Annotated in this window: 24 protein-coding genes and 1 tRNA gene; all 25 read right to left on the bottom strand. The window is 64.2% G+C overall.

The window, feature by feature from the left end:
• Window positions 1-3 precede the first annotated feature (3 nt).
• The gene (locus HPS01S_RS01345; protein WP_066150105.1) at window positions 4-306 is read right to left on the bottom strand and encodes a DUF2818 family protein; all 303 of its coding nucleotides are present in this window, start codon (window positions 304-306) and stop codon (window positions 4-6) included.
• On the bottom strand, window positions 303-1811 hold the full coding sequence (nuoN, locus tag HPS01S_RS01340; protein WP_066150102.1) for an NADH-quinone oxidoreductase subunit NuoN: 1509 nt from the start codon (window positions 1809-1811) through the stop codon (window positions 303-305). The genes HPS01S_RS01345 and nuoN overlap by 4 nt, the downstream gene beginning before the upstream one ends.
• Window positions 1812-1846: 35 nt before the next feature.
• Entirely contained in the window at window positions 1847-3322 is a 1476-nt protein-coding gene (locus HPS01S_RS01335; RefSeq protein WP_066150098.1) for an NADH-quinone oxidoreductase subunit M, read from the bottom strand.
• Window positions 3323-3335: 13 nt separating this feature from the next.
• Window positions 3336-5366 (bottom strand): NADH-quinone oxidoreductase subunit L, encoded by a 2031-nt coding sequence (nuoL, locus tag HPS01S_RS01330; protein ID WP_066150095.1) that lies wholly within the window; start codon window positions 5364-5366, stop codon window positions 3336-3338.
• Between the two features lie 4 nt (window positions 5367-5370).
• The gene (gene nuoK, locus HPS01S_RS01325) at window positions 5371-5688 is read right to left on the bottom strand and encodes an NADH-quinone oxidoreductase subunit NuoK (protein ID WP_066150092.1); all 318 of its coding nucleotides are present in this window, start codon (window positions 5686-5688) and stop codon (window positions 5371-5373) included.
• Entirely contained in the window at window positions 5685-6323 is a 639-nt protein-coding gene (locus HPS01S_RS01320) for an NADH-quinone oxidoreductase subunit J (protein WP_066150089.1), read from the bottom strand. Before HPS01S_RS01320 ends, nuoK begins: the two co-directional genes overlap by 4 nt.
• A gap of 19 nt (window positions 6324-6342) precedes the next feature.
• Window positions 6343-6852: an NADH-quinone oxidoreductase subunit NuoI gene (gene nuoI, locus HPS01S_RS01315; RefSeq protein ID WP_066150086.1), complete on the bottom strand. Its 510-nt coding sequence runs from the start codon at window positions 6850-6852 to the stop codon at window positions 6343-6345.
• Window positions 6853-6867: 15 nt separating this feature from the next.
• Window positions 6868-7950, bottom strand: coding sequence for an NADH-quinone oxidoreductase subunit NuoH (gene nuoH, locus HPS01S_RS01310; protein ID WP_066150083.1), 1083 nt, complete (start codon window positions 7948-7950; stop codon window positions 6868-6870).
• On the bottom strand, window positions 7947-10073 hold the full coding sequence (gene nuoG, locus HPS01S_RS01305) for an NADH-quinone oxidoreductase subunit NuoG (protein WP_066150080.1): 2127 nt from the start codon (window positions 10071-10073) through the stop codon (window positions 7947-7949). Before nuoG ends, nuoH begins: the two co-directional genes overlap by 4 nt.
• 13 nt (window positions 10074-10086) lie before the next feature.
• A complete protein-coding gene (gene nuoF / locus HPS01S_RS01300; protein WP_066150077.1) occupies window positions 10087-11454 on the bottom strand; it encodes an NADH-quinone oxidoreductase subunit NuoF in 1368 nt (455 codons plus the stop codon).
• Window positions 11451-11945 carry an NADH-quinone oxidoreductase subunit NuoE gene (gene nuoE, locus HPS01S_RS01295; protein ID WP_066150074.1) on the bottom strand — a complete coding sequence of 165 codons (495 nt, stop codon included), beginning with the start codon at window positions 11943-11945 and terminating at the stop codon, window positions 11451-11453. Before nuoE ends, nuoF begins: the two co-directional genes overlap by 4 nt.
• 35 nt (window positions 11946-11980) lie before the next feature.
• Window positions 11981-13234: an NADH-quinone oxidoreductase subunit D gene (locus HPS01S_RS01290; protein WP_066150070.1), complete on the bottom strand. Its 1254-nt coding sequence runs from the start codon at window positions 13232-13234 to the stop codon at window positions 11981-11983.
• A gap of 2 nt (window positions 13235-13236) precedes the next feature.
• The gene (locus tag HPS01S_RS01285) at window positions 13237-13851 is read right to left on the bottom strand and encodes an NADH-quinone oxidoreductase subunit C (protein WP_066150067.1); all 615 of its coding nucleotides are present in this window, start codon (window positions 13849-13851) and stop codon (window positions 13237-13239) included.
• A 32-nt stretch (window positions 13852-13883) separates the two neighbouring features.
• A complete protein-coding gene (locus tag HPS01S_RS01280) occupies window positions 13884-14363 on the bottom strand; it encodes a NuoB/complex I 20 kDa subunit family protein (protein WP_066150065.1) in 480 nt (159 codons plus the stop codon).
• Between the two features lie 27 nt (window positions 14364-14390).
• Entirely contained in the window at window positions 14391-14750 is a 360-nt protein-coding gene (locus HPS01S_RS01275) for an NADH-quinone oxidoreductase subunit A (protein ID WP_066150062.1), read from the bottom strand.
• A gap of 49 nt (window positions 14751-14799) precedes the next feature.
• Window positions 14800-14884: transfer RNA gene (locus HPS01S_RS01270), tRNA-Leu, on the bottom strand.
• A gap of 155 nt (window positions 14885-15039) precedes the next feature.
• Entirely contained in the window at window positions 15040-15435 is a 396-nt protein-coding gene (gene secG, locus HPS01S_RS01265; RefSeq protein ID WP_066150060.1) for a preprotein translocase subunit SecG, read from the bottom strand.
• Between the two features lie 33 nt (window positions 15436-15468).
• Window positions 15469-16212: a triose-phosphate isomerase gene (gene tpiA / locus HPS01S_RS01260; protein ID WP_066150057.1), complete on the bottom strand. Its 744-nt coding sequence runs from the start codon at window positions 16210-16212 to the stop codon at window positions 15469-15471.
• Window positions 16213-16231: 19 nt separating this feature from the next.
• Complete coding sequence (locus tag HPS01S_RS01255) at window positions 16232-17221, bottom strand: NAD(P)H-quinone oxidoreductase (RefSeq protein ID WP_066150054.1); 990 nt, start codon at window positions 17219-17221, stop codon at window positions 16232-16234.
• A gap of 17 nt (window positions 17222-17238) precedes the next feature.
• Entirely contained in the window at window positions 17239-19368 is a 2130-nt protein-coding gene (gene pnp, locus HPS01S_RS01250; RefSeq protein ID WP_066150051.1) for a polyribonucleotide nucleotidyltransferase, read from the bottom strand.
• 229 nt (window positions 19369-19597) lie between these two features.
• Complete coding sequence (gene rpsO / locus HPS01S_RS01245) at window positions 19598-19864, bottom strand: 30S ribosomal protein S15 (protein ID WP_066150048.1); 267 nt, start codon at window positions 19862-19864, stop codon at window positions 19598-19600.
• Window positions 19865-19994: 130 nt separating this feature from the next.
• Window positions 19995-21173, bottom strand: a complete 1179-nt coding sequence (locus HPS01S_RS01240) for a pyridoxal phosphate-dependent aminotransferase (RefSeq protein ID WP_066150045.1) — start codon at window positions 21171-21173, stop codon at window positions 19995-19997.
• Between the two features lie 15 nt (window positions 21174-21188).
• Window positions 21189-22478 carry a branched-chain amino acid ABC transporter substrate-binding protein gene (locus HPS01S_RS01235; RefSeq protein ID WP_066150043.1) on the bottom strand — a complete coding sequence of 430 codons (1290 nt, stop codon included), beginning with the start codon at window positions 22476-22478 and terminating at the stop codon, window positions 21189-21191.
• Between the two features lie 120 nt (window positions 22479-22598).
• Complete coding sequence (gene tsaD, locus HPS01S_RS01230; protein ID WP_066150040.1) at window positions 22599-23690, bottom strand: tRNA (adenosine(37)-N6)-threonylcarbamoyltransferase complex transferase subunit TsaD; 1092 nt, start codon at window positions 23688-23690, stop codon at window positions 22599-22601.
• Between the two features lie 25 nt (window positions 23691-23715).
• Window positions 23716-24408, bottom strand: coding sequence for a Crp/Fnr family transcriptional regulator (locus HPS01S_RS01225; RefSeq protein ID WP_066150037.1), 693 nt, complete (start codon window positions 24406-24408; stop codon window positions 23716-23718).
• Window positions 24409-24424: the final 16 nt, after the last annotated feature.

The following is a 24424-nucleotide window of genomic DNA, read 5'->3' as shown; positions in this document are numbered from 1 at the left end:
TCCTCAGCCGTGGCGCTTGTACAGGTAGCGGTAGACAAAGCCCGGGAAGGCCAGCGTGAGGAACAGTGCGCCAGTGGTGGCGTAGAACTCCCAGCCCTGGGGGTAGATCTGGCCGTCGGCCTTTTCAAGCGCCAAGCCGAGCGCCCCCACAAGGCCATAGCAGATCACCAGCTCCAGCAGGTGAATGCCCAGGGACTTGGGAGTCGAACGCGGCACCACCCCCAGCCAGCGCTGGTTGATAAACGGCAGGTTGGCGGCCAGTACGGCCGCCAGCAGCACCAGCCAGACAGAAACCGACGCGCTCACGCGAGAAGTGAGGCGATGGCCTGCGCGCACAGGGCCATCAGCCCACCCGGGACCACGCCAAGCACCAAAACCAGCGCACCGTTGACCGACAGCACCGAGCGCACGTCCATGCCGGCGGTGATGCCAGCGGTCTGCGTGGGCGCATCGAAGTACATGACCTTGACCAGGCGCAGGTAGTAGAAGGCGCCGATGAGCGACATCACGACGGCGAACACCGCCAGACCGATGTAGACCGGCTGCGACGAGGCCAGCAGGGCCTGCAGCACCGACAGTTTGGCGTAGAAGCCCACCAGCGGCGGCACACCGGCCAGAGAGAACATGCACACGGCCATCACACCCGCATAGAGCGGGCTGCGCTGGTTCAGGCCGGCCAGATCGGCGATCTCATCGGACTCGAAGCCGTCGCGAGAAAGCAGCAGGATGACGCCGAAGGTGCCCAGGGTGGTCAGCACGTAGGTGATGACATAGAACATCGTGGCGCTGTAGGCATTGACCATGTTGCCCGTGTCCAACCCCTTGTCCCCATGCACCACACCGGCCAGCAGGCCCAGCAGCATGAAGCCCATCTGGGCGATCGTGGAGAACGCCAGCATGCGCTTGAGGTTGGTCTGGGCGATGGCCGCCAGGTTGCCGATAAGCAGAGAAGCCACGGCGAGCACCGCCAGCATCTGCTGCCAGTCCACTGCCAGCGGTGCCAAGCCTTCGACCAGCAGGCGGATCACGATGGCAAAGGCGGCCAGCTTCGGCGCACCACCCACCATCAGCGTGATCGCGGTGGGAGCGCCGTGGTACACGTCCGGCACCCACATGTGGAAGGGCACCACACCCAGCTTGAACGCCAGACCTGCGACCACGAACACCAGGCCCAGCATCAGCACCTGCGGTGAACCTTTGAGGGTTTCAGGGCCACCGGCAATGGCCTTCATCACCTCGGCCACATCCAGCGAGGCGGTGGCGCCGTAGACCAGCGACAAGCCATACAGCAGGAAACCGCTGGCCAGCGCACCCAGCACGAAGTACTTCATGGCCGCCTCGATGGCCTTGCCATCGTCTCGGCGCAGGGCCACCAGGGCATAGCTCGACAGGGTCAACAGCTCCAGGCCCAGATAGATCACCAGGAAGTTGTGGCCGGAGATCATCACGAACATGCCCAGCAGCGCGTACAGCGACAGCGTGAACAGGTCGCCCGCACGCAGCATGTCGCGGCTGGAGGCGTAGTCGCGGCCATAGACCAGCGTCACGAACATGGCGATGGCGGCAAAACACTTGAGCCACAGGCCCATCGGATCGCTCACGATCATGCCGCCGAAACCGCTGATCGAGTGGCCGGCCAAGGCATTCTTGCCCTGCAGGAAGGCCACACAGGCCAGCGTGAGCAGGGTGAGCAGATAGGTGGGGCGACGGGTCGGCGACTTGACGGTCAGGTCGACCAGCGAAATCACGCAGGTCATCACCAGCAAGAAAATCTCGGGGTAGACCGCCACCAAGCTGAGTTGATCAATCATGTGAAGACTCGTTCGTGTGTTTGCTCAGGCAGCGTTCAGGGCAGCTTGGAGATGGCGACATGGCGCAGCAGCTCGGCCACGGACGCATCCATCACGTCGGTGAACGGCTTCGGATGCACGCCCATGTACAGCACAGCGATGGCCAGCAGCGCCATGATCAGGAACTCGCGGCGACCGATGTCGGTGAGTTCCTTGACATGGTGGTTGCCCACCGAACCCAGGTACACGCGCTTGTACATCCAGAGCGAGTAGGCTGCGCCGAAGATCAAGGCCGATGCCGCGGCGGCACCGATCCAGAAGTTGGCCTTCACCGCCGCCAGAATCACCATCCACTCGCCCACGAAGCCCGCAGTGCCCGGAAGACCGCAATTGGCCATGGTGAACAACAGCGCGAACGCGGCGAAGTTGGGCATGGTGTTGACCACACCGCCGTAGTCGGCGATGTTGCGCGAGTGCACGCGGTCGTACAGCACACCGATCGACAAGAACATGGCGGCCGAGACGAAGCCGTGGGCAATCATCTGAACGATGGCGCCGGACACGCCCATGTCGCTGAAGACGAAGAAGCCCAGCGTCACGAAGCCCATGTGGGCCACCGACGAGTAGGCCACCAGCTTCTTCATGTCCTTCTGCACCATGGCCACCAGGCCAACGTAAATCACGGCCACCAGCGACAGGGTGATGATCAGCCAGGCCCACTGGTGGGAGGCATCGGGCAGGATGGGCAGGGAAAAACGCAGGAAGCCATAGGCACCCAGCTTGAGCATGATGGCGGCCAGCACGGCCGAGCCACCGGTGGGCGCCTCGACGTGCACGTCGGGCAGCCAGGTGTGCACCGGCCACATCGGCACCTTTACCGCGAAGGCGGCAAAGAAGGCGAAGAACAGGAGGGTCTGGGCGGTGCTGCCCAGCGGCAGCTTGTGCCAGGCCGCGAGGTCGAAACTGCCACCCGACTGGTTGTACAGGTAGATCAGGGCCACCAGCATCAGCAGCGAACCCATCAGCGTGTACAGGAAGAACTTGAAGGCGGCGTAGATCTTGTTGGGACCGCCCCAGATGCCGATGATCAGGTACATCGGGATGAGTGTGGCCTCGAAGAACACATAGAACAGCATGCCGTCCAGCGCTGAGAACACGCCGATCATCAGACCTGAGAGGATCAGGAACGCGCCCATGTACTGGTTCACGCGCTCGGTGATCACCTCCCAGCCGGCCAACACCACGATCACCGTGATGAACGCGGTCAGCAACACCAGCCAAAGGGAGATGCCGTCCACGCCCAGGTGGTAGTGGATGTTGAAGCGCTCAATCCAGGGCATCTTCTCCACGAACTGCATCGCAGCCGTACCCAGCTCGAAGCCGGTGTAGAGAGGAATCGTCACCGCCAGCGAGACCAGCGCCCCCAGCAGCGCGATCCAGCGGACCACATTGGCCTGGTCATCCCGACCCAGTGCCAGCAACACGACACCAAAAAGGATTGGTGCCCAGATCGCGAGGCTCAGCAAACCCATCTTCTTGTTCTCCTTATTTGGCGAGCCACACAAAATACGTCATGAACAGAAACACGCCCACGATCATCAACAGCGCATAGTGGTAGAGGTAACCGCTCTGAAAACCACGGACCACCGACGAGAAGCCGCCCACAATCTTCCAACTGGCGTTGACCACACCGGTCTCGATCACACCCTGGTCGCCGCCCTTCCAGAGACCCGTGCCCAGTGCACGCGCACCACGGGCCAGCACGTTTTCGTTGAACCAGTCCATGTAGTACTTGTTCTCCAGAATGGAGATGATCGGTTTGAGCGCACGGCCGATGGCGGCAGGAACCGCGGGGTTGACCAGGTACATGTACCAAGCCGTCACGGCTCCTGCGAGCGCCAGCCAGAACGGTGCGGTGGAGAAGGCGTGCAGGGCCATGGCCAGAGGTCCGTGGAACTCTTCGGCGAACTTCGCCACCGCCGGGTGAGCGGCCGAGTTGATCGTGATGGCGTCCTTGAGGAAGTCACCAAACAGCATCGGCTGGATGGTCATGAAACCGATCACCACAGAAGGAATGGCCAGCAGCAACAAAGGCACGGTCACCACCCATGGGGTTTCGTGCGGCTTGCCATCACCGTGGTGACCATGGTCGTCGTGGTGGTCGTCGTGCCCATGGTGGGCGTCCGGATTCTGGTCGTAGCGCTCCTTGCCGTGGAACACCAGGAAGTACAGACGGAACGAGTAGAACGAGGTCACGAACACACCTGCCAGCACGGCAAAGTGTGCGAAACCAGCGGCCGGCAGGTTGCTGAAATGCACCGCCTCGATGATCGCGTCCTTGGAGTAGAAACCGGCGAACAGCGGTGTGCCGATCAGGGCCAGGGTCCCCAGCAGCGAGGTGATCCAGGTGATGGGCATGTACTTGCGCACGCCGCCCATCCAGCGAATGTCCTGGTTGTGGTGCAGCCCCATGATCACCGAACCGGCCGCAAGGAACAGCAGGGCCTTGAAGAAGGCGTGGGTCATCAGGTGGAACACGGCCACCGAGTAAGCCGAGGCACCGAGCGCCACGGTCATGTAACCCAACTGCGAGAGTGTGGAATACGCCACGACACGCTTGATGTCGTTCTGGATGATGCCCAGGAAACCCATGAACAGCGCCGTGATGGCGCCGATCACCATGATGAAGTTCAGCGCGGTGTCCGACAGCTCGAACAGGGGCGACATGCGCGAGACCATGAAGATGCCAGCCGTCACCATGGTGGCGGCGTGGATCAGCGCGGAAATAGGCGTCGGACCCTCCATCGAATCCGGCAGCCAGACGTGCAGCGGGAACTGGGCCGACTTGCCCATGGCACCGATGAACAGGCAGATGCAGATGACGGTGACCAGCATCCAGTCGGTGCCGGGGAAGCCCAGCTTGGCCAGTTCGGGCGCCTTGGCGAACACCTCGCTGTAGTTCAGCGAGCCGCCGTAGGCCACGATCAGGCCGATGCCCAGGATGAAGCCGAAGTCGCCGACGCGGTTGACCAGGAAAGCCTTCATGTTGGCGAAGATGGCCGTCGGCTTGTTGAACCAGAAGCCAATCAGCAGGTACGACACCAGACCCACCGCTTCCCAGCCAAAAAATAGCTGCAGCAGGTTGTTGCTCATCACCAGCATCAGCATGGAGAAGGTGAAGAGCGAGATGTAGGCGAAGAAGCGGTTGTAGCCAGCATCCTCTTCCATGTAGCCGATGGTGTAGAGATGGACCATCAGCGAGACGAAGGTCACCACACACATCATCATGGCGGTCAGGCCGTCGACGAGAAAACCGATCTCCATCTTGAGGCCACCGACCACCATCCATTCGTAGATGGTTGCGTTGAAGCGGGCGCCGTCCAGCGCCACGCTCTTGAGTGTCATGGCCGAAATGATGAATGCCACCAGCACACCCAGAATCGTCAGAGAGTGCGAGGCGCGGCGGCCGATCAGGTTGCCGCCAAACGTGGTGCCCAGAATGCCAGCGAGGGCCGAGCCGACCAGCGGCGCCAGTGGCACGGCCAGTAGGGTCGTTGCGGAAAGGGTGGTGCTCATGTTCTTAACCCTTGAGGGTGTTGAGTTCTTCGGCGCTGACGGTGGACTTGCTGCGGAACAACAGCACCAGAATGGCCAGGCCAATGGCCGACTCGGCGGCGGCCACCGTCAGGATGAAGAACACAAACACCTGCCCGTGGAGATCTCCAAGGTAGTGGGAGAAGGCTACAAAGTTCATGTTGACCGCCAGCAACATCAGCTCAATGGCCATCAACAACACGATGATGTTCTTGCGGTTCAGGAAGATGCCGATGACGGACAACGCGAACAGGATCGCACCCACCGAAAGAAAGTGACCGAGTGACAGACTGGTGAAGCTCATGCTTTGCCCTCCTCCGCGGCAACTGCGCTGGCGGCAGCATGTGTTTTGGTTGCAGCCATGGGCACGACCACCAGACGGTCTGAAGCCCGCACGCGAACCTGCAGTCCCGGATCAATGGCCTTGCTGTCCTTGCGCTTGCGCAGCGTGAGCGCGATGGCCGCGAACATGGCCACCAGCAGTATCACCGCGGCAATCTCGACCGGGTACAGGTACTCGGTGTACATCAGCGTGCCAAGGGCCTTCGTGTTCGACACCTCGGCGGCCTGTACCGCCACCGGTGCCACCATGTTCGGAAAGCCAACCCACAGCACGGCAATCAGCTCGGCGGCCACCAGTGCCCCCAGCGTGGCGGCCAAGGGGAAGTTCTGCCAGAAGCCCCAACGGTCTCCGTCGAGCTTGATGTCCAGCATCATGACGACGAACAGGAACAGCACCATGACCGCGCCCAGGTACACGAGCACCAGTGTCAGCCCGAGGAACTCGGCCTTGAGCAGCAGCCACAGGCCAGAGGCCTGGGAGAACGCCAGCATCAGGAACAGCACGGCGTGCACTGGGTTGCGCGCCGTGATGACACGGTAGGCGGCGAAGAGCATCACCGCCGCGAACAAATAGAAAAAGCCGGTCTGGTAGTCCATGGTCTTGTCTTTCGCCGGCTCAGCGGTACTTGGCGTCCGCGGCCTTGGCTGCGGCGATCTCGGGCTCGTAGCGGTCTCCGACAGCCAGCAGCATTTCTTTGGTGAAGTACAGGTCACCGCGTTTTTCGCCGTGGTACTCAAGAATCTGGGTCTCGACGATGGCATCGACCGGACAGGCCTCTTCGCAGAAACCGCAGAAAATGCACTTGGTCAGATCAATGTCGTACCGGGTGGTGCGGCGGGTCCCGTCTTCGCGTTCACCCGCTTCGATGGTGATGGCCATGGCGGGGCAGACGGCCTCGCACAGCTTGCAGGCGATGCAGCGCTCTTCGCCGTTCTCGTAACGGCGCTGGGCATGGAGACCGCGGAAACGAGGAGACAGCGGAGTTTTCTCTTCGGGGAACTGGACCGTGACCTTGCGACGCAGGGCGTAGCGGCCCGTCAGGGCCATGCCCTTGAAGAGCTCCAGCAACATGAAGCTCTTGAAAAAGTCGCTCAGCGAAAAGGGGGCAACGGCGGAGGTGGACATGATCGATCGCCTTGCTTATTTCCAGAGATTCCACGAGGTCTGCATCAGGCCGCCGACGAGCAGCAGCCAGACCAGCGTGACGGGAATGAAAATCTTCCAGCCCAGACGCATGATCTGGTCGTAGCGGAAACGGGGGAAAGTGGCGCGGATCCAGATGAACAGGGACACCACGAAGAAGGTCTTGGCACCCAGCCAGATCCAGCCTGGAATCCAGTTGAACAGGGCGCTGTCGATCGGGGGCAGCCAGCCGCCGAGGAACATCAGCACCGCCAGGATGGACACCAGCCACATGCTGGCGTACTCGGCCAGGAAGAAGATCGCAAAGCCCATGCCTGAGTACTCGACCATGTGGCCGGCCACGATTTCTGCTTCGCCCTCGACCACGTCAAACGGGTGCCGGTTGGTTTCGGCCACGCCCGAAATCAGGTAGACCATAAAAATGGGCAGCAGCGGGAGCCAGTTCCAAGACAGGAAGTCCAGCCCCATGTTCACACCGTGGCCCTTGGCCTGCGACGCAACGATGTCGCCCAGGCTCAAGCTGCCCGCGGTCATCACGACCACCAGGAAGCAGAAGCCGATGGCGATTTCATAGCTCACCATCTGGGCAGAGGCGCGCAGCGCGCCCAGGAAGGCGTACTTGGAGTTCGAGGCCCAGCCGGCAATGATCACGCCGTACACCTCGATCGAGGTGATGGCCAGGATGACCAGCAGGCCGGCGTTGATGTTGGCGATCACTGCCTCGGGACCGAACGGCACCACCACCCACGCGGCGAGCGCCGGCATGATGGCCATGAGGGGACCCAGGCGAAACAGCCCGTTGCTGGCGGCGGTGGGGCTGATCAACTCCTTGGTGAGCAGCTTGACCGCATCGGCGATCGGCTGAAGCAGCCCGGCAGGGCCGACGCGGTTCGGGCCAAAGCGAACCTGCATGAAACCCAGCAGCTTGCGCTCCCACAGGGTCAGGTAAGCCACGGCCCCCATCAGCGGGGCGACGACAGCAACGATCTTGAGCAGGCTCCAGATGACCGGCCAGGCCGCCGTGGTCCACCAGGAGGCGTTGATGAGGCCAAGGCCTCCGTTGTACATCGCGTCGATCATGCGCGGGCTCCTCGGGCGTCGCTCGTGAGTTGCAGCGAGGTGGCGCGGCGCACCAGCCCGTCGAGCTGGTAGATCGGCGCCACACAGGGAGCGGTATGGGCCGGCGAATGGTCGGCAGCAGCAGGTCCCACACCGGCATCGCTATTGCTGAGACGAGAGGCCGCCATCAGCGATCCACCCGCCACACCTGGCAGGGCAGCGGCCAGCACCGCTTGCGAGGTGTCGGCATCGAACCCGGGCAAACCCATGAGATTGCCCAGCACACGCAGCACCTTCCATGCCGGGCGCGTGTCGCCCAGCGGACGCACCACCGCATGGAAACTCTGCAACCGGCCTTCGGCGTTGACGAAGGACCCGGAGGTCTCCGTGAAAGGCGCAATGGGTAGCAACACGTCGCTGATGTCCATATTGGCTTTGAAAGGGCTGAGCGTGACCACCATGTCGGCGGACTTCAGTCCTTCGGCACCCTTGGCGCTGTCAAAGGCCGGCTCCGTGTTCAGGAGAATGGCGGCCTTCAGCTGGCCACCGAGCATCTGCGTGGCGTTGAGGCCACCCTGCCCTGGCACGGCGCGCACCAGCTGCGCACCGACGGTGTTGGCAGCTTCGGTGAGGTAGCCCACCGAGGCGCCCGTTTGCTGAGCAATCCAGTTGGCGAGTGCCAGCAGGCTGGAGGCCTTTTCGTGGTGGGCAGCGGCGTTGCCCAGAAGGACGGCCTTCTGGTCGCCCCCCAGCAGGGACTTAGCCACCGCGCGGGCCTCGTCGGTGATGCTGCCCGCGACCGGCGGCTGCACGCCGGCTTCCGCAGCAACAGCGGCGGCGACTCCGGCCAGAGCACTGACCCAGACACTGCTGTCGGCGAGCAACACGTTCTTCAGCGACATCGCCCAGTCAGGGGCCTGTGCCGCCAGCACATTGACCTGACATCCCTTGCGGGCCGCCTGGCGGATGCGCTGGGCAAACAGCGGATGGTCCTTGCGCAGGTTGGAGCCCACGACCAGCACGCGCTGCAACTGCGACAACTCAGCAATCGGACGCCCGAGCCAGCGGGCCTGACCGGCCGGCGCAGCGTTGCCGAAATCGGCATGGCGCAGACGGCTGTCGATGTTTTCGCTGCCCAGGCCACGCACCAGGGCACCGGCCAGAGACAGTTCTTCAACCGTGCTGTGCGGACTGGCCAGCAGACCGATCGCTGCAGCGCCATGCTTGTCCTTGACGCACTTGAGACCGTTGGCCACATACTCCAGCGCGGTCTGCCAGTCCACGGTCTGCCATTCGCCACCTTGCTTGAGCATGGGCTGGGTCAGGCGGTCGTCACCATTGAGGGCCTCGTACGAGAAGCGGTCGCGATCGGCGATCCAGCATTCGTTGACGGCGTCGTTCTCCAGCGGGACCACGCGCATCACCTGGTGGTTCTTCACCTGAACGATCAGGTTGGCACCCGTCGAGTCGTGCGGGCTCACGCTCTTGCGCCGCGAGAGTTCCCAGGTGCGTGCGCTGTAGCGGAAGGGCTTGCTGGTGAGCGCACCAACCGGGCAGATGTCGATCATGTTGCCCGAGAGTTCGGAATCCACCGACTGGCCAACAAACGTCTCGATCTCGGCGTGCTCTCCGCGGTTGGACATGCCCAGCTCCATCACGCCGGCGATCTCCTGGCCGAAACGCACGCAGCGGGTGCAGTGGATGCAGCGGCTCATCTCCTCCATGGAGATCAGCGGACCGACATTCTTGTGGAATACCACGCGCTTCTCTTCTTCGTAGCGAGAGGCACCACCACCGTAGCCCACGGCCAGGTCCTGCAACTGGCACTCGCCGCCCTGATCGCAGATCGGGCAATCCAGCGGGTGGTTGATCAGCAGGAACTCCATCACCGACTTCTGGGCCTTGATGGCCTTGTCGGACTTGGTGCGCACGATCATGCCCATGGTCACCGGCGTGGCGCAGGCGGGCATGGGTTTGGGAGCCTTCTCCACTTCTACCAGACACATGCGGCAACTGGCGGCGATGGAGAGCTTCTTGTGGTAGCAGAAGTGCGGGATGTAGGTGCCTGCCTTCTCGGCCGCATGCATGACCATGCTGCCCGGGGGCACTTCGACCTTCTGGCCGTCGAGTTCGATTTCAACCATGTTGTGTTCCGGATCAGGCAGAGGTCGCGGTGTCGGCCTTGATCATGGCCGCGAACTCGTGACGGAAGTGTTTGAGCATGGCGCGCACCGGCATGGCCGCTGCATCACCCAGTGCACAGATCGTGCGGCCCATGATGTTCTCGGCCACGTTGTCCAGCAGGTCCATGTCGGCCGGCTTGGCGTCACCGCGCTGGATCTTGTCGACCAGGCGCCAGAGCCAGCCCGTGCCTTCGCGGCAGGGTGTGCACTGACCGCAGGACTCGTGCATGTAGAAGTAGGACAGGCGCTTGAGCGACTCGACCATGCAGCGGGTGTCGTCCATCACGATCACGGCACCCGACCCCAGCATGGAACCGGCCTTGCTGATGGAGTCGTAGTCCATCGTGCAGTCCATGATGATGTGGGCCGGCAGCACGGGCGAAGACGAACCGCCAGGAATCACCGCCTTGAGCTGGCGGCCAGTGCGCACACCACCGGCCAGCTCCAGCAGCTTCGAGAACGGCGTGCCCATCGGGATTTCGTAGTTACCCGGCAGGTTCACGTCACCGCTGACCGAGAAGATCTTGGTACCGCCGTTGTTCGGCTTGCCGCATTCGAGGTAGGACTGGCCACCATTGCGGATGATCCAGGGCACCGCCGCGAAGGTCTCGGTGTTGTTGATGGTGGTCGGCTTGCCGTAGAGACCAAAGCTGGCCGGGAACGGCGGCTTGAAGCGGGGCTGACCCTTCTTGCCTTCCAGCGATTCGAGCAGCGCGGTTTCTTCACCGCAGATGTAAGCACCGAAACCATGGTGGGCATGGAGCTGGAACGAGTAGTTCGAGCCCATGATGTTGTTGCCCAGGTAACCGGCGGCACGGGCTTCTTCCAGGGCGGCTTCGAAACGCTCATACACCTCGAAGATTTCGCCGTGGATGTAGTTGTAGCCCACGCTGATGCCCATGGCGTACGCCGCGATCGCCATGCCTTCGATGACGATGTGCGGGTTGTACATGAGGATGTCGCGGTCCTTGCAGGTGCCCGGCTCGCCCTCGTCCGAGTTGCACACGAGGTACTTCTGCCCGGGGAACTGGCGGGGCATGAAACTCCACTTCAGGCCCGAGGGGAAACCGGCGCCCCCGCGGCCGCGCAGCGCGGACTCCTTGACGGTCGCGATCACCTGGTCCTGCGTCATGCCCACGGCACCGGTCTCGGGATTCGGCGCGGAACCATCCATGCCCAGCACCTTGCGCAGGGCCTGGTAGCCACCGCGCGCCTCGTAGTCCTTGAGCGACCAGTTGCTGCCGTTCAGGTCCTTGTAGATCTGAGGCTCAATGTGGCGACCATGGAAACAGGTCTGCACGCCCGTGGCAGCGAACTGAGCAAGCACTTGCTGGGCGTTCATTGTTTGCCCTCCGCGGCCCTGAGACCATCGATCAGCTGATCGAGCTTCTCATTGCTCATGAAGCTGCACATGTGGCGGTCGTTCACCAGCATCACCGGCGAATCGGCACAGGCGCCCAAGCATTCACTCTGCTGGAGCGTGAACAGGCCGTCCGCCGTGGTCTCGCCCATGGCGATGCCCAGCTTCTTTTCCAGGTGGTGCAGCGCGGTGTACCCCTCGCGCAGCTGGCACGGCAGGTTGGTGCAAACGTTGAGCTTGTACTTGCCCACCGGCCGCTGGTTGTACATGTTGTAGAAGGTCGTCACCTCGTGGACGGCCATCACCGGCATGCCCAGGTAGTCGGCAATCGCCTGCTCGGCAGCATGGCTGACGTAGCCTTGCTCCTGCTGCACGATCGACAGACACGCCATCACGGCAGATTGGGCCTGCTCCGTGGGGTACTTGGCCACTTCGCGGGCGAAGCGGGCCTTGGTGGCCTCGGACAGTTCCATGGCCGTCACAGGGCCTTGGTTAGCGGGGGTCGAGATCATCGGTCAATCTCTCCAAAAACGATGTCCATCGTGCCGATGATGGCCACCGCATCGGCCAGCATGTGGCCCTTGGCCATTTCGTCCAGCGTGGACAGGTGAGTGAAACCAGGGGCGCGGATCTTCAGCCGGTACGGCTTGTTGGCGCCATCACTCACCAGGTAGATGCCGAACTCACCCTTGGGGTGCTCGACGGCGGCATAGGCCTCACCTTCGGGCACGTGGAAGCCTTCGGTGAAGAGCTTGAAGTGGTGGATCAGCTCTTCCATGCTCGACTTCATCGCTTCGCGCGAGGGAGGCGCCACCTTGTGGTTGTCGGTGATGACCGGGCCCGGATTGGCGCGCAACCAGTCCACGCACTGCTTGATGATGCGGTTGGACTGCTTCATCTCTTCCATTCGGACGAGGTAGCGGTCGTAGGTGTCACCGGTCTTGCCAACCGGGATGTCGAACTCGACCCGGTCGTACACGTCGTACGGTTGCTTCTTGCGCAGATCCCAGGCGATGCCGGAACCGCGGAGCATGGGACCGGTCATGCCCAGGTTGAGAGCACGCTCCGGACTGACAACACCGATGCCAACCGTGCGCTGCTTCCAGATCCGGTTGTCGGTCAGCAGAGTGTGGTACTCCGCCAGGTAGGTCGGAAACCGCTGCGTAAAGTCGTCGATGAAGTCGAGCAACGAGCCTTGGCGGTTCTGGTTCAACTCAGCCATCGCCTTGGCGTTGCGGATCTTGCTGTGCCTGTACTGCGGCATGGTGTCCGGCAGATCGCGATAGACACCACCCGGACGGAAGTAGGCCGCATGCATGCGCGCACCCGACACCGCTTCGTACATGTCGAACAGGTCTTCCCGCTCGCGGAACGCGTAGATCAGGATGGTCGAACTGCCGCAGTCATTGCCGTGCGAACCGAGCCACATCAGGTGGTTCAGCAGACGGGTGATCTCGCTGAACATCACCCGGATGTACTGCGCACGGATCGGCACTTCAATACCCAGCAGCTTCTCGATGGCCAGGCAATAGGCATGTTCGTTGCACATCATGGACACGTAGTCGAGACGGTCCATGTAAGGCAGCGACTGGATGAAGGTCTTGTGCTCGGCCAGTTTCTCAGTGGCGCGGTGCAGCAACCCGATGTGCGGATCGGCACGCTGCACCACCTCACCGTCGAGCTCCAGCACCAGACGCAGCACGCCGTGAGCTGCAGGGTGCTGCGGACCGAAGTTCAGTGTGTAGTTCTTGATTTCAGCCATGATCAGTGCAGCCCGCCGTAGTTGTCTTCACGGATCACGCGGGGTGTGATTTCGCGAGGCTCGATCGTCACCGGCTCGTAGACCACTCGCTGACGTTCGGCGTCGTAGCGCATCTCGACATGACCCGACAGCGGAAAGTCCTTGCGGAAGGGGTGACCGATGAAGCCATAGTCGGTCAGGATGCGGCGCAGGTCGTTGTGGCCTTCGAACACGATGCCGTACAGGTCGAAGGCCTCACGCTCGTACCAGTTGGCCGCCGACCAGAGACCGGACACCGATGCCACCACCGGAAAATCGTCTTCCGAGCAGAACACACGCACGCGCAGCCTCTGGTTGAGACTCACCGACAGGAGATGGACGACCACTGCAAAGCGGGGCCCCTCCCACCGGCCGTCGCCGTAGGTGGAGTAATCGATACCGCACAGATCGATGAGTTGCTCGAAGCGGGCTTGCGGCGCATCGCGCAAGGTCTGCATGACCTGAAGGTACTCGGCAGCCGCCACCACCAGGGTAACTTCGCCGCGGACAACAGTGACCGATCTTGCTCGTTCGCCAAGCAGTTGCTCCACTTGGGCGGCAATGGTCTCAACAGGGGTGGAGTAGGCTGTGTCGCTCATGGGCCGTCTTTCTGACTCAGTCCAGGCACCGGTCAGGCGCGGGCAATCGTGTTGGTGCGACGGATCTTCTGCTGCAGCTGGATGATCCCGTAGATCAGCGCTTCGGCCGTCGGTGGGCAGCCTGGCACATAGACATCCACCGGCACGATGCGGTCACAGCCACGCACCACGGAATAGCTGTAGTGGTAGTAGCCACCACCATTGGCACAAGACCCCATGGACAACACCCAGCGAGGCTCGGCCATCTGGTCGTACACCTTGCGCAGAGCAGGCGCCATCTTGTTGCACAGGGTGCCGGCCACGATCATCAGATCGGACTGACGGGGGCTGGCCCGGAACACCTCTGCACCAAAGCGACCGATGTCATATCGCGCTGCGGCGGCATGCATCATCTCCACGGCGCAGCAGGCCAGACCAAAGGTCATAGGCCAGAGAGATCCAGTCTTGGCCCAGTTCACCACCGAGTCGTAGCTCGTGGTGATGAAGCCTTCTTTCAGGACACCTTCAATCATGTGTGCTCCACAGCGCCCGCAGGCGCATCATTCCCAGTCCAGGGCGCCAATCTTCCAGGCGTAGACAAACCCGACCAGCAGATCGATCAGGAAGATGACGCCCACCCAGAAGCCGGTCGAACCGATGTCCGTCAGCGCCACCGCCCAGGGAATCAGGAACGCGATTTCAAGATCAAAGAGAATGAAGAGGATGGCCACCAGGTAATAGCGGACATCGAACTTCATGCGCGCATCTTCGAAGGCCTCGAAGCCGCATTCGTAGGGGGAATTCTTCTCGGGATCGGGCCGATTCGGCCCCAGGATGTAGCCCAAGGCCTGGGGGATCACGCCGACGGCAAGACCGACCAGGATGAACAAGAGCACGGGGAGATATTGTTCGAGACTCATCGTGGGTCGGTTCCATGCGCAGGGCCTGATGGCCCTGCCTGCCTTTGTCTGGTGCCGACGGCGAGACTCGAACTCGCACAGCTTTCGCCACTACCCCCTCAAGATAGCGTGTCTACCAATTTCACCACGTCGGCTGGGTCTGCATTGTCTGGCTCACGAGGGCTGGTGTGAGCGTTCTCGACAACCCATAGAGTTTACCCTGAAACGATCCGGGTTTTCGATAATTCCCGGGCTTTTTCGGGGCGGCCGCCATGCACTCTCCAGAGCGGCCGCACACACCTGTCAGCAGTTACTTGCCAGGGATCTGCGCTGCGCCGGTGGCCGGTGCAGCCGGGGTCTCTGCCGGCGCGGCGGAAGAACCGGCCGGAGCAGTTGAATCTGCCGGGATCTGCGTCGCGGGAACGACGCTCTCCAACACGCTTCCAGATCGCGCCGTCGTCGGAACAAGGTTGCCGAAGTAGGCCAGGCCCAAGGTGCAGGTCAGGAAGACGCCTGCGAGCACGGCGGTGGTGCGCGAGAGGAAGTTGGCACCTCCGGAGGCCCCAAACAGGCTCGCCGAACCCGCGCCACCGCCGAAGGCGGCACCGGCATCGGCGCCTTTGCCATGCTGCATGAGGATCAGGCCGATCATGCCGATGGCGGCAAGGATCTGGACAGCCTGGAGGATGGTCATCAAAACGTTCATGTCTGCTCCGAAAATGCGTGAGGGGGATGATCGTCAGCCGGCCGCGGCGACGATTTGCAGGAAGTCTGCAGCCTTGAGCGATGCACCACCGATCAGGCCACCATCAATATCGGGCTGAGCCAGCAGGCTGGCCGCGTTGGCCGCATTCATGCTGCCACCGTAGAGAATGTGCACCCGCTTGGGGTTCGTGGTCGCGGCGGCCAGCTGGGCCCGCAAGACGGCGTGCACAGCCTGCGCCATTTCCGGCGTGGCCGTCTTTCCGGTGCCGATGGCCCACACGGGCTCGTAGGCCACCACGATTTCGGTGATGCAATGACCCACGGTGTGGATCACCGCTGCCAGCTGGCGCTTGACCACGGACTCCGTCTCGTTCGCTTCCCGCTCGGCCAAGGTTTCACCGACACACACAATGGGCGTGATGCCAGACGACAGAGCGCGTTGCGCCTTGGCAGCCACGATCTCGTCGGTCTCACCGTGGTATTGGCGGCGCTCGCTGTGGCCGACGATGGCGTAGCGACACCCAAAGTCCTTGAGCATGGCCACGCTGATCTCGCCGGTGTATGCCCCCTGTTCGTGAGCAGACACGTCCTGCGAACCCCAGGCAATCGGGCTGCCCTGCAGCAGCGCCTGCAACTGGGCCAGGTAGGGTGCCGGTGCGCACAGTGCGACCTCGGCCGGCGGCTGACCGATGCCCGCCAGCATGGCCTGAACCAATGCCTCGTTGGCTGCCAGACTGCCGTTCATCTTCCAGTTGCCGGCGATCAGTTTCTTGCTCATCTCAGTCTCCGAAAGGGGATCAGGCCCAGGTCAGCACAATCTTCCCGATGTGCTGGTTGGACTCCATCAATGCGTGGGCCTCAGCGGCGCGAGCCGCTGGGAAGGTGCTGTGGATCACGGGCTGGACCCGGCCCTGCTCCAGCAGCGGCCACACCTTGTCACGCAGCGATGCGGCGATGGCGGCCTTGAACGCCACCGGGCGCGGCCGCAGCGTGGAACCGGTGATCACCAGCCGGCGACGCAGCACCAGACCGGCGTTGAATCCGGCCTTGACGCCGCCCTGCACCGCGATGATGACCAGGCGGCCGTCTTCGGCCAGGCACTCGACTTCACGAGCCACATAGTCGCCTGCGACCATGTCGAGGACCACGTTGACGCCCTGCCCGCCCGTCAGCTCCTTGGCCACGGCCGAGAAGTCCTGCGTGCGGTAGTTGATGGCGTGGTCGGCACCCAGGTTCTGGCAGGCGGCGCACTTCTCGTCGCTGCCGGCCGTGGCGATCACGGTGGCGCCAAAGGCCTTGGCCAGCTGGATCGCGGTCACACCGATGCCGCTGGTCCCACCCTGCACCAGCAGGGTTTCGCCGGCCTGCAGGCGGCCACGGTCGAACACGTTGCTCCAGACGGTGAAGAAGGTCTCGGGCAGCGCCGCGGCCTGCAAGTCGTCGAACCCGGCCGGGACCGGCAAGCACTGGCCGACCGGTGCAACGCAGTACTGGGCATAGCCACCGCCAGCCACCAGCGCGCAGACGCGATCGCCCAGCCTGAATCCCGCTTGCGCCATCGCATCGGCATCACCCGACTCGATGACCCCGGCCACCTCCAGACCTGGCAGGTCGGAAGCGCCCGGCGGCGGCGGATAGGAGCCGCTGCGCTGCAGCACGTCAGGGCGGTTCACGCCCGAGGCGCGCACGCGAATCAGCACCTCGCCCGCGCCCGCAACCGGCGCCGGACGCGCCGTCAGGCGCAGGACCTCGGGCGCACCGAAGCCGCTGATCTCGACCGCTTCCATGCCTTGGCCCCAGCGACTTACTGTTGCTGTTGCTGGGCCTGCTCGCCGCCGCCATTGCGGTCCAGCAGCGCCTTCATGGACAGCTTGACGCGGCCCTTCTCGTCGGTCTCGAGCACCTTGACCTTCACGATCTGGCCTTCCTTGAGGTAGTCCGTGACCTTCTCGACGCGCTCGTGGGCGATCTGGCTGATGTGCAGCAAGCCGTCCTTGCCGGGCAGCAGGTTGACCAGAGCACCGAAGTCCAGGATCTTGGTGATCGGGCCTTCATAGACCTTGCCCACTTCCACTTCGGCCGTGATCTCGGCGATGCGGCGCTTGGCCTCCTCGGCCTTGGCACCGTCGGTGGACGCGATGGTGATCGTGCCGTCTTCGCCGATGTCGATCTGGGTACCGGTCTCTTCGGTCAGCGCACGGATGGTGGCGCCGCCCTTGCCGATCACGTCGCGGATCTTCTCCGGGTTGATCTTCATGGTGTACAGGCGCGGCGCGAAGTTGGAGATTTCCGTCTTCGCTTCGCCCATGGCTTCCTGCATCTTGCCCAGGATGTGCATGCGTGCTTCCTTGGCCTGAGCCAGGGCGACCTGCATGATTTCCTTGGTGATGCCCTGGATCTTGATGTCCATCTGCAGGGCGGTGATGCCGTTGGTCGTGCCGGCCACCTTGAAGTCCATGTCGCCGAGGTGGTCCTCGTCCCCCAGGATGTCGGTCAGCACCGCGAAGCGGTTGCCTTCTTTGATCAGGCCCATGGCGATGCCGGCCACGTGCGCCTTCATCGGCACGCCGGCGTCCATCAGCGCCAAGCAGCCGCCGCAGACGGAGGCCATCGACGAAGAACCGTTGGACTCGGTGATTTCGGACACCACACGGATGGTGTAGGGGAAGTCTTCCTTGGTCGGAAGCGCGGCAATCAGCGCGCGCTTGGCCAGGCGGCCGTGGCCGATTTCGCGGCGCTTGGGGCTGCCCACGCGACCGGTTTCGCCGGTGGCGAACGGAGGCATGTTGTAGTGCAGCATGAAGCGGTCTTCGAAGTCGCCTGACAGTGCGTCGATGCGCTGCGCGTCGCGGTCGGTGCCCAGCGTGGCGATCACCAGAGCCTGGGTTTCACCGCGGGTGAACAGAGCCGAGCCGTGGGTGCGCGGCAGCACGCTGTTGCGGATCTCGATGGCGCGCACGGTGCGCGTGTCGCGGCCGTCGATGCGCGGCTCGCCAGCCAGGATCTGGCCACGCACGATGGCGGCTTCGATGTTGAACAGCAGACCTTCGACGGCCACGCTGTCGAACTCCACGCCCTCGGCCTTCAGGCCGTCCATCACGGCGGCATAGGCCTCGCGGCAGGCCTGGGTGCGGGCCTGCTTGTTGCGGATCTGGTAAGCGGCTTCGAGCTTGGCCTTGCCCAGGGTTTCGACTTTGGCGATCAGCGGCTCGTTCTTGGCCGGCGGCTGCCAGTCCCACTCGGGCTTACCGGCGTCGCGCACCAGCTCGTTGATGGCGGCGATGGCGATGTTGCCCTGCTCGTGGCCGAACACCACGGCGCCCAGCATGATTTCTTCGGACAGTTGCTCGGCTTCGGACTCGACCATCAGCACGGCGGCCTCGGTGCCGGCCACCACCAGATCCATCTGGCTGTTCTGGCGCTCGGTCTGGCCGGGGTTCAGCACGTACTGGCCGTTGATGTAGCCCACGCGCGCAGCACCGATCGGGCCGTTGAACGGGATGCCGGAAATCGACAGGGCCGCCGAGGTGGCGATCATGGCGGCGATGTCGGCGTCCACTTCCGGGTTCAGCGACACGGTGTGGATGACCACCTGGACTTCGTTGAAGAAACCGTCCGGGAACAGCGGGCGGATCGGGCGGTCGATCAGACGGCTGGTCAGGGTTTCAAACTCGGAAGGGCGGCCTTCGCGCTTGAAGAAGCTGCCCGGAATCTTGCCGGCGGCGTAGGACTTTTCGAGGTAGTCGACGGTCAGGGGGAAAAAGTCCTGGCCGGCCTTGGCGTCCTTCTTGGCCACGACGGTGGCCAGCACCACGGTGCCTTCCATGTCGAGCAGCACGGCGCCGCTGGACTGGCGGGCGATTTCGCCGGTTTCCATCCGGACCGTGTGCTGGCCCCACTGGAAGGTCTTGGTGACTTTGTTGAACATGGTCATGTGTCTCTCCTGTTGGATGGGCGTCTGTGGCGCCGCCCGCGGCCCGGAGCCGGAAACCTGCAGAACACGATGCCATTCCAGCGGGCCTGCGCCGTTGCAGGCCCCTTGGAATGACACAGCTTCGCTCTGCTCGTCCCCTTATCCGAAAATTTTCTGAAAAATCAAAGTGAAAAACGCCCGAGCCGGCGAGCCAACTCAGGCGTTTTCGCGTGTCACGGCAAGCTCAAGATTACTTGCGCAGACCCAGCTTGGCGATCAAGGCAATGTAGCGGTCGGCATCCTTGGACTTGAGGTAGTCCAGCAGCTTGCGACGGCGGCTGACCATGCGCAGCAGACCGCGGCGACCGTGGTGGTCCTTGGCGTGCTGCTTGAAGTGGGGGGTCAGTTCGTTGATGCGTGCGGTCAGGATGGCGACCTGCACTTCGGGGCTGCCGGTGTCGTTGGCAGCACGGGCGTTGTCGGCCACCACAGCGGCCTTGACGGTTTTTTCGATCATGGTGATTCCAGTCTGGTTACGTGCGACCCGCCGCAGCCAGCCGACCTTTCCCTGGAGAAACCCGGCCGCCACAACGGGCGTGAAGATGCCACCCGGATCGGGCGACAATCGCGCATTATAGACCAGTGGGTCAGGCTGCAGTGCGCAGCCAGTGGCGCAGGCGCTCGGCGCCCTGGGCCAGGCGCTGCGGGTCGCGGCTGGCAAAACACCAGCGAAGCCAGCCCGCGGCTTCCGGCCCGAAGGCACTGCCCGGGGCCAGCCCCAGCCCCGCCTCCCGCACCAGGCGCTTGGCGGTGGCGAGACAGTCGTCCTGGCCTTCGAGGCGGAAAAAGGCGTACATGCCGCCCTTGGGCTCGGCCAGCTGCACGCCCGGGATCTCGCGCAGCAGGGGCACCAGGGTGTCCCGGCAGCGTTGGAGATGCTTCACCAACCCGGGTGTCACCTCGTCACCGCGCTGCAGCGCCACCGTGGCGGCGCGCTGCACGAACACGGGGGCACAGGAGGTGTTGAATTCGATCAGCTTGCCGACCGGGTGCGTCAGCGCCTTGGGCAGCAGCAGCCAGCCCAGGCGCCAGCCGGTCATCAGGAAGCTCTTGGAAAAGCTGTGGGCGACGATCAGCCGGTCATCGGGCTCGGCCACGTCCAGGAAGCTCGGCGCCGCACCGTTGACCGTGTCGCCGGCGAAGTACAGGCGTTCGTAGACCTCGTCGGCCAGGACCCAGGTGCCGGTGCGGCGGCAATGCGCCAGGATCGCGGCCTGCTCGTCGCGGGTCAGCGTCCAGCCGGTCGGGTTGTTGGGCGCGTTGAGGATCAACAGCTTCGTGGCCGGTGTCACCGACGCCAGGAGGGCGTCCAGATCCATCACCCAGGCGCCATCGGCGGCCACCGTCAGCGGCACGGTGCGCACCCGGGCGCCCATGATCTGCGGCTGCGCCACAAGGTTGGGCCAGGCCGGCGTGACCACCACCACCTCGTCGCCCGCCTCCGCCAGCGCCTGGGACGCGAGCATCAGGCCATTGACGCCGCCCGAGGTGACGGCGATGCGGTCGAACCAGTGGTCGGTGGCCAGTTGCGGGTGCAGGGTGTGGGTGTAACCGGCGATGGCGTGGCGCAGTTCGGGCAGGCCGAGGTTGTGGGCGTAGAAGGTTTCGCCCACGTTCAGCGAGGCAATCGCCGCCTCGCGGATGAAGTCGGGCGTGACCTCGTCGCTCTCGCCAAACCAGAACTTGAGCACGCCATCCAGGCCCATGCCCGCATTGGCCACTTCGCGAATGCGCGACTCTTCCAGACTCTCCACCACCGGCCGCATGAACGCTCCAATCAATCAGGGACGTGCCATGTTACAGCTGTGCGGCATCTCGGCCTGCTGGGGCGTGAGCTGGCGGATGACGCGGAAGCCGTAGCCCGAGCCCTCGACATCGAACTTCACACCCGGCGCGCCTTGGCGGTCCATCACGGCCACGGCCAGCGGCTGCTGGAACTGGTGGTCGGCCGCGCGCATGCGGGCGGTCTGGCCCGCCAGCGTGACCTGGGCCCTCTCCAGCTGGGACGCGATGTCGGCCGCCTTCACCGAGCCGGCCTTCTCGATCGCCTGCGCCAGCGCTTCGATCATCAGCTGCATCCGCATGTGCACGTAGTCGTCGGCCGAGCTGGGAAAGCGCTGGCGGAACGACTGGTAGAACGCTTCGGACTCGCGCGTCGGCACATTGGGGAACCAGTCGGCCACGGCCACCACCTTGCCGATACCGGCGTCGCCCATGGCCGCCGGGGCGCCCAGGGCATTGCCGTAGAAGGTGTAGAAGCTGCCTTCGAAACCGACCTCGCGGGCGGCCTTGACCAGCAGGGTCAGGTCGTTGCCCCAGTTGCCGGTGAGTACGGCCTGCGCGCCGCTGGCCTTGATCTTCGCGGCGTAGGGCGCGAAGTCCTTGATGCGGGCCATGGGGTGCAGCTCGTCGCCGACGATCTTCACGTCCGGCCGCTGGGCCGCCAGTTGCTGGCGCGCCTCGGCGAGCACCGCCTGGCCGAAGGAATAGTCCTGGCCGATCAGGTAGATGCCCTTGAGCGCCTTATCTTCCTTGAGCACGCTCATCAGCGCGCTCATGCGCATGTCGGCGTGGGCGTCGAAGCGGAAGTGCCAGTAGCTGCACTTGGCGTTGGTCAGCAGCGGGTCGACCGCCGAGTAGTTGAGGAACACCACCTGGCGCGCGGGCTCGCGCTCGTTGTGCTTGTTGATGGCGTCGATCAGACCGGCCGCCGCGGCCGACGAATTGCCCTGCGCGACGATGGTGATGCCCTTGTCGACGGCCGAGCGCAGACCCGAGAGCGCCTCTTCGGTCTGGCCCTTGCTGTCGAAGCGAACCACCTCCAGAGGCCGGCTGCCCCCTTGCGAGGCCGGCAGCTTCACGCCGCCGCGCGCGTTGACGCGCTCCGTGGCCCAGACCAGGTTGCGGTACACCGCCTCGCCGGCGTTGCCCACCGGGCCCGAGAGGCCTTCGATCATGCCGATGCGGATGGGCTCGGCCGCAGGCTGCGCCCAGGCGCTGGTGCATGACAGGGACGCCGCGAACAGGGCGGCCAGGGCGCCGCGGCGCGAGAAGTGTTCAGTGAATTGCATATTGGTGGGCTCCGTGGTTCACCGCCGCAAGGAGTCACCTACGCGACAGATTGATCGCAGTCTAATTCATAATTACAGAGGCTACCCCACCCGGGTATGGCGCGGGTTCGGGCGGAAGGATCAGACGGCGGTGTCGGCCGACAACTCGGCCAGTGGCCAGCGTGGGCGCACGTCGAAGTGGTAGCCACCCGGCGCCAGATCCGCCAGACCGGCCTGCACGCGCAGGCCTGCGGCCAGGGCGATCATGGCGCCGTTGTCGGTGCACAGGTGCAGCTCGGGGTAGTGCACGCGGACCTTGCGCCGGGCGCAGGCGGCGTTGAGCTGCTCGCGCAGCCGGCTGTTGGCGCCCACGCCACCAGCGACCACGAGGCGCTGCAGGCCGGTCTGGTCGAGCGCCGCGAGCGACTTCTTCACCAGCACGTCCACGATGGCGGCCTGCGCGCTGGCGGCCACGTCGGCCTTCTGCTGCGCCGTCAGCGGGTCGGCCAGGTGGCTGGTGGCCGGGCCATCCGGGTGCGCCTGGGCCAGGCGCTTGACCTGTGTGAGCACCGCCGTCTTGAGGCCGGCAAAGGAGAAGTCCAGATCGCCGCTGTGCAGCAGCGGCCGTGGCAGCTTGTAGGCCGCCGGGTCGCCCTGCTGGGCCAGCTTCGACAGCGCCGGCCCGCCCGGGTAGCCCAGACCCAGCAGCTTGGCCGACTTGTCAAACGCCTCGCCGGCGGCGTCGTCGATGGTCTCGCCCAGCAGTTCGTAGCGCCCCACCCCGTCCACCCGCATCAGCTGGGTGTGCCCGCCGGAAACCAGCAGCGCGACGAAGGGAAACTGCGGCGGGTCTGCGCTCAGGAAGGGCGACAGCAGGTGGCCTTCAAGGTGGTGCACGCCGATCACCGGTTTGCCCAGCGCCATGCCCAGCGCGCAGGCCACGCCCGAGCCCACCAGCAGCGCTCCAGCCAGGCCGGGGCCGCGGGTGTGGGCGATCGCGTCCACCGCCGACAGCGGCAGGCCGGCCTGGGCCATGACCGCGTCGGTCAGCGGCAGCACGCGGCGGATGTGGTCGCGGCTGGCCAGCTCGGGCACCACGCCGCCGTAGGCCTGGTGCATCTCGATCTGGCTGTGCAGCGCGTGACCCAGCAGGCGCGGCGTGGCGTCGCCACTGGCGTCGACCAGGGCGACACCGGTTTCGTCGCAGGAAGACTCGAATCCGAGAATCAACATAGGGCGGCGAGTGTACGGGCCACCTTCACTGCAAGGGGTAGCGGCTCAAGCGCTGGGTGTCCAGCAACCGGATCTCGCGCTTGTCGACCTCGATCAGGCCCTGGTCTTCCAGTTCGCGCAGAACCTTGGAGAAGTACTCCGGCGTCATCGACAGGCGCGAGGCGATGGAGGCCTTGCTCACCGGCAGCAGCACGCTGGCCGCGGCCTCGCCGCCCTCTTCGGGCAGGTCGCGCATCAGGTAGCCGATCACGCGCTCGACACCGCTGTGCAGCGAATAGGCCTGCACGTCGTTGACCAGGCCGTGCAGGCGGCGCGAGAGGCCTGCGAGCATGCGCATGCAGAACTGCGCGTCGCCCTGGATCTCGTGCATCACCGCCGCGCGCGACACGCTCAGCAGCAGGGTGTCGGTCAGGGCCTGGGCGTTGATGATGTAGGGCCGTTGCATGAACATCAGCGCCTCGGCGAAGCTGTTGCCCGGCCCGACGAGCTCGATGATTTTTTCCTGCCCGGCCGGCGAGATGGCGAACAGCTTGACCTGGCCCGCCACGGTGACGTGGAACTCGTCGCAGGGGTCGCCAATGCGGAAGATGTCGGCGCCACGCGCGAACTCGCGCAACTGGGCGCCCTGGGCCAGGCGCTGCAGCTCGGGCGCCTGCATCTCCTGGAACAGGGGCAGCATCGAGAGGTAGCGCGGCAGGTCGAAGCGGGACAGGTCCATGGAAACAGGCGGTCGG

The organism is Hydrogenophaga pseudoflava NBRC 102511, assembly GCF_001592285.1.
GTDB classification, from domain to species: domain Bacteria; phylum Pseudomonadota; class Gammaproteobacteria; order Burkholderiales; family Burkholderiaceae_C; genus Hydrogenophaga; species Hydrogenophaga pseudoflava.
The sequence above is the reverse complement of the archived record's forward strand: the minus strand, read 5'-3'. Positions and strand labels throughout refer to the sequence as shown.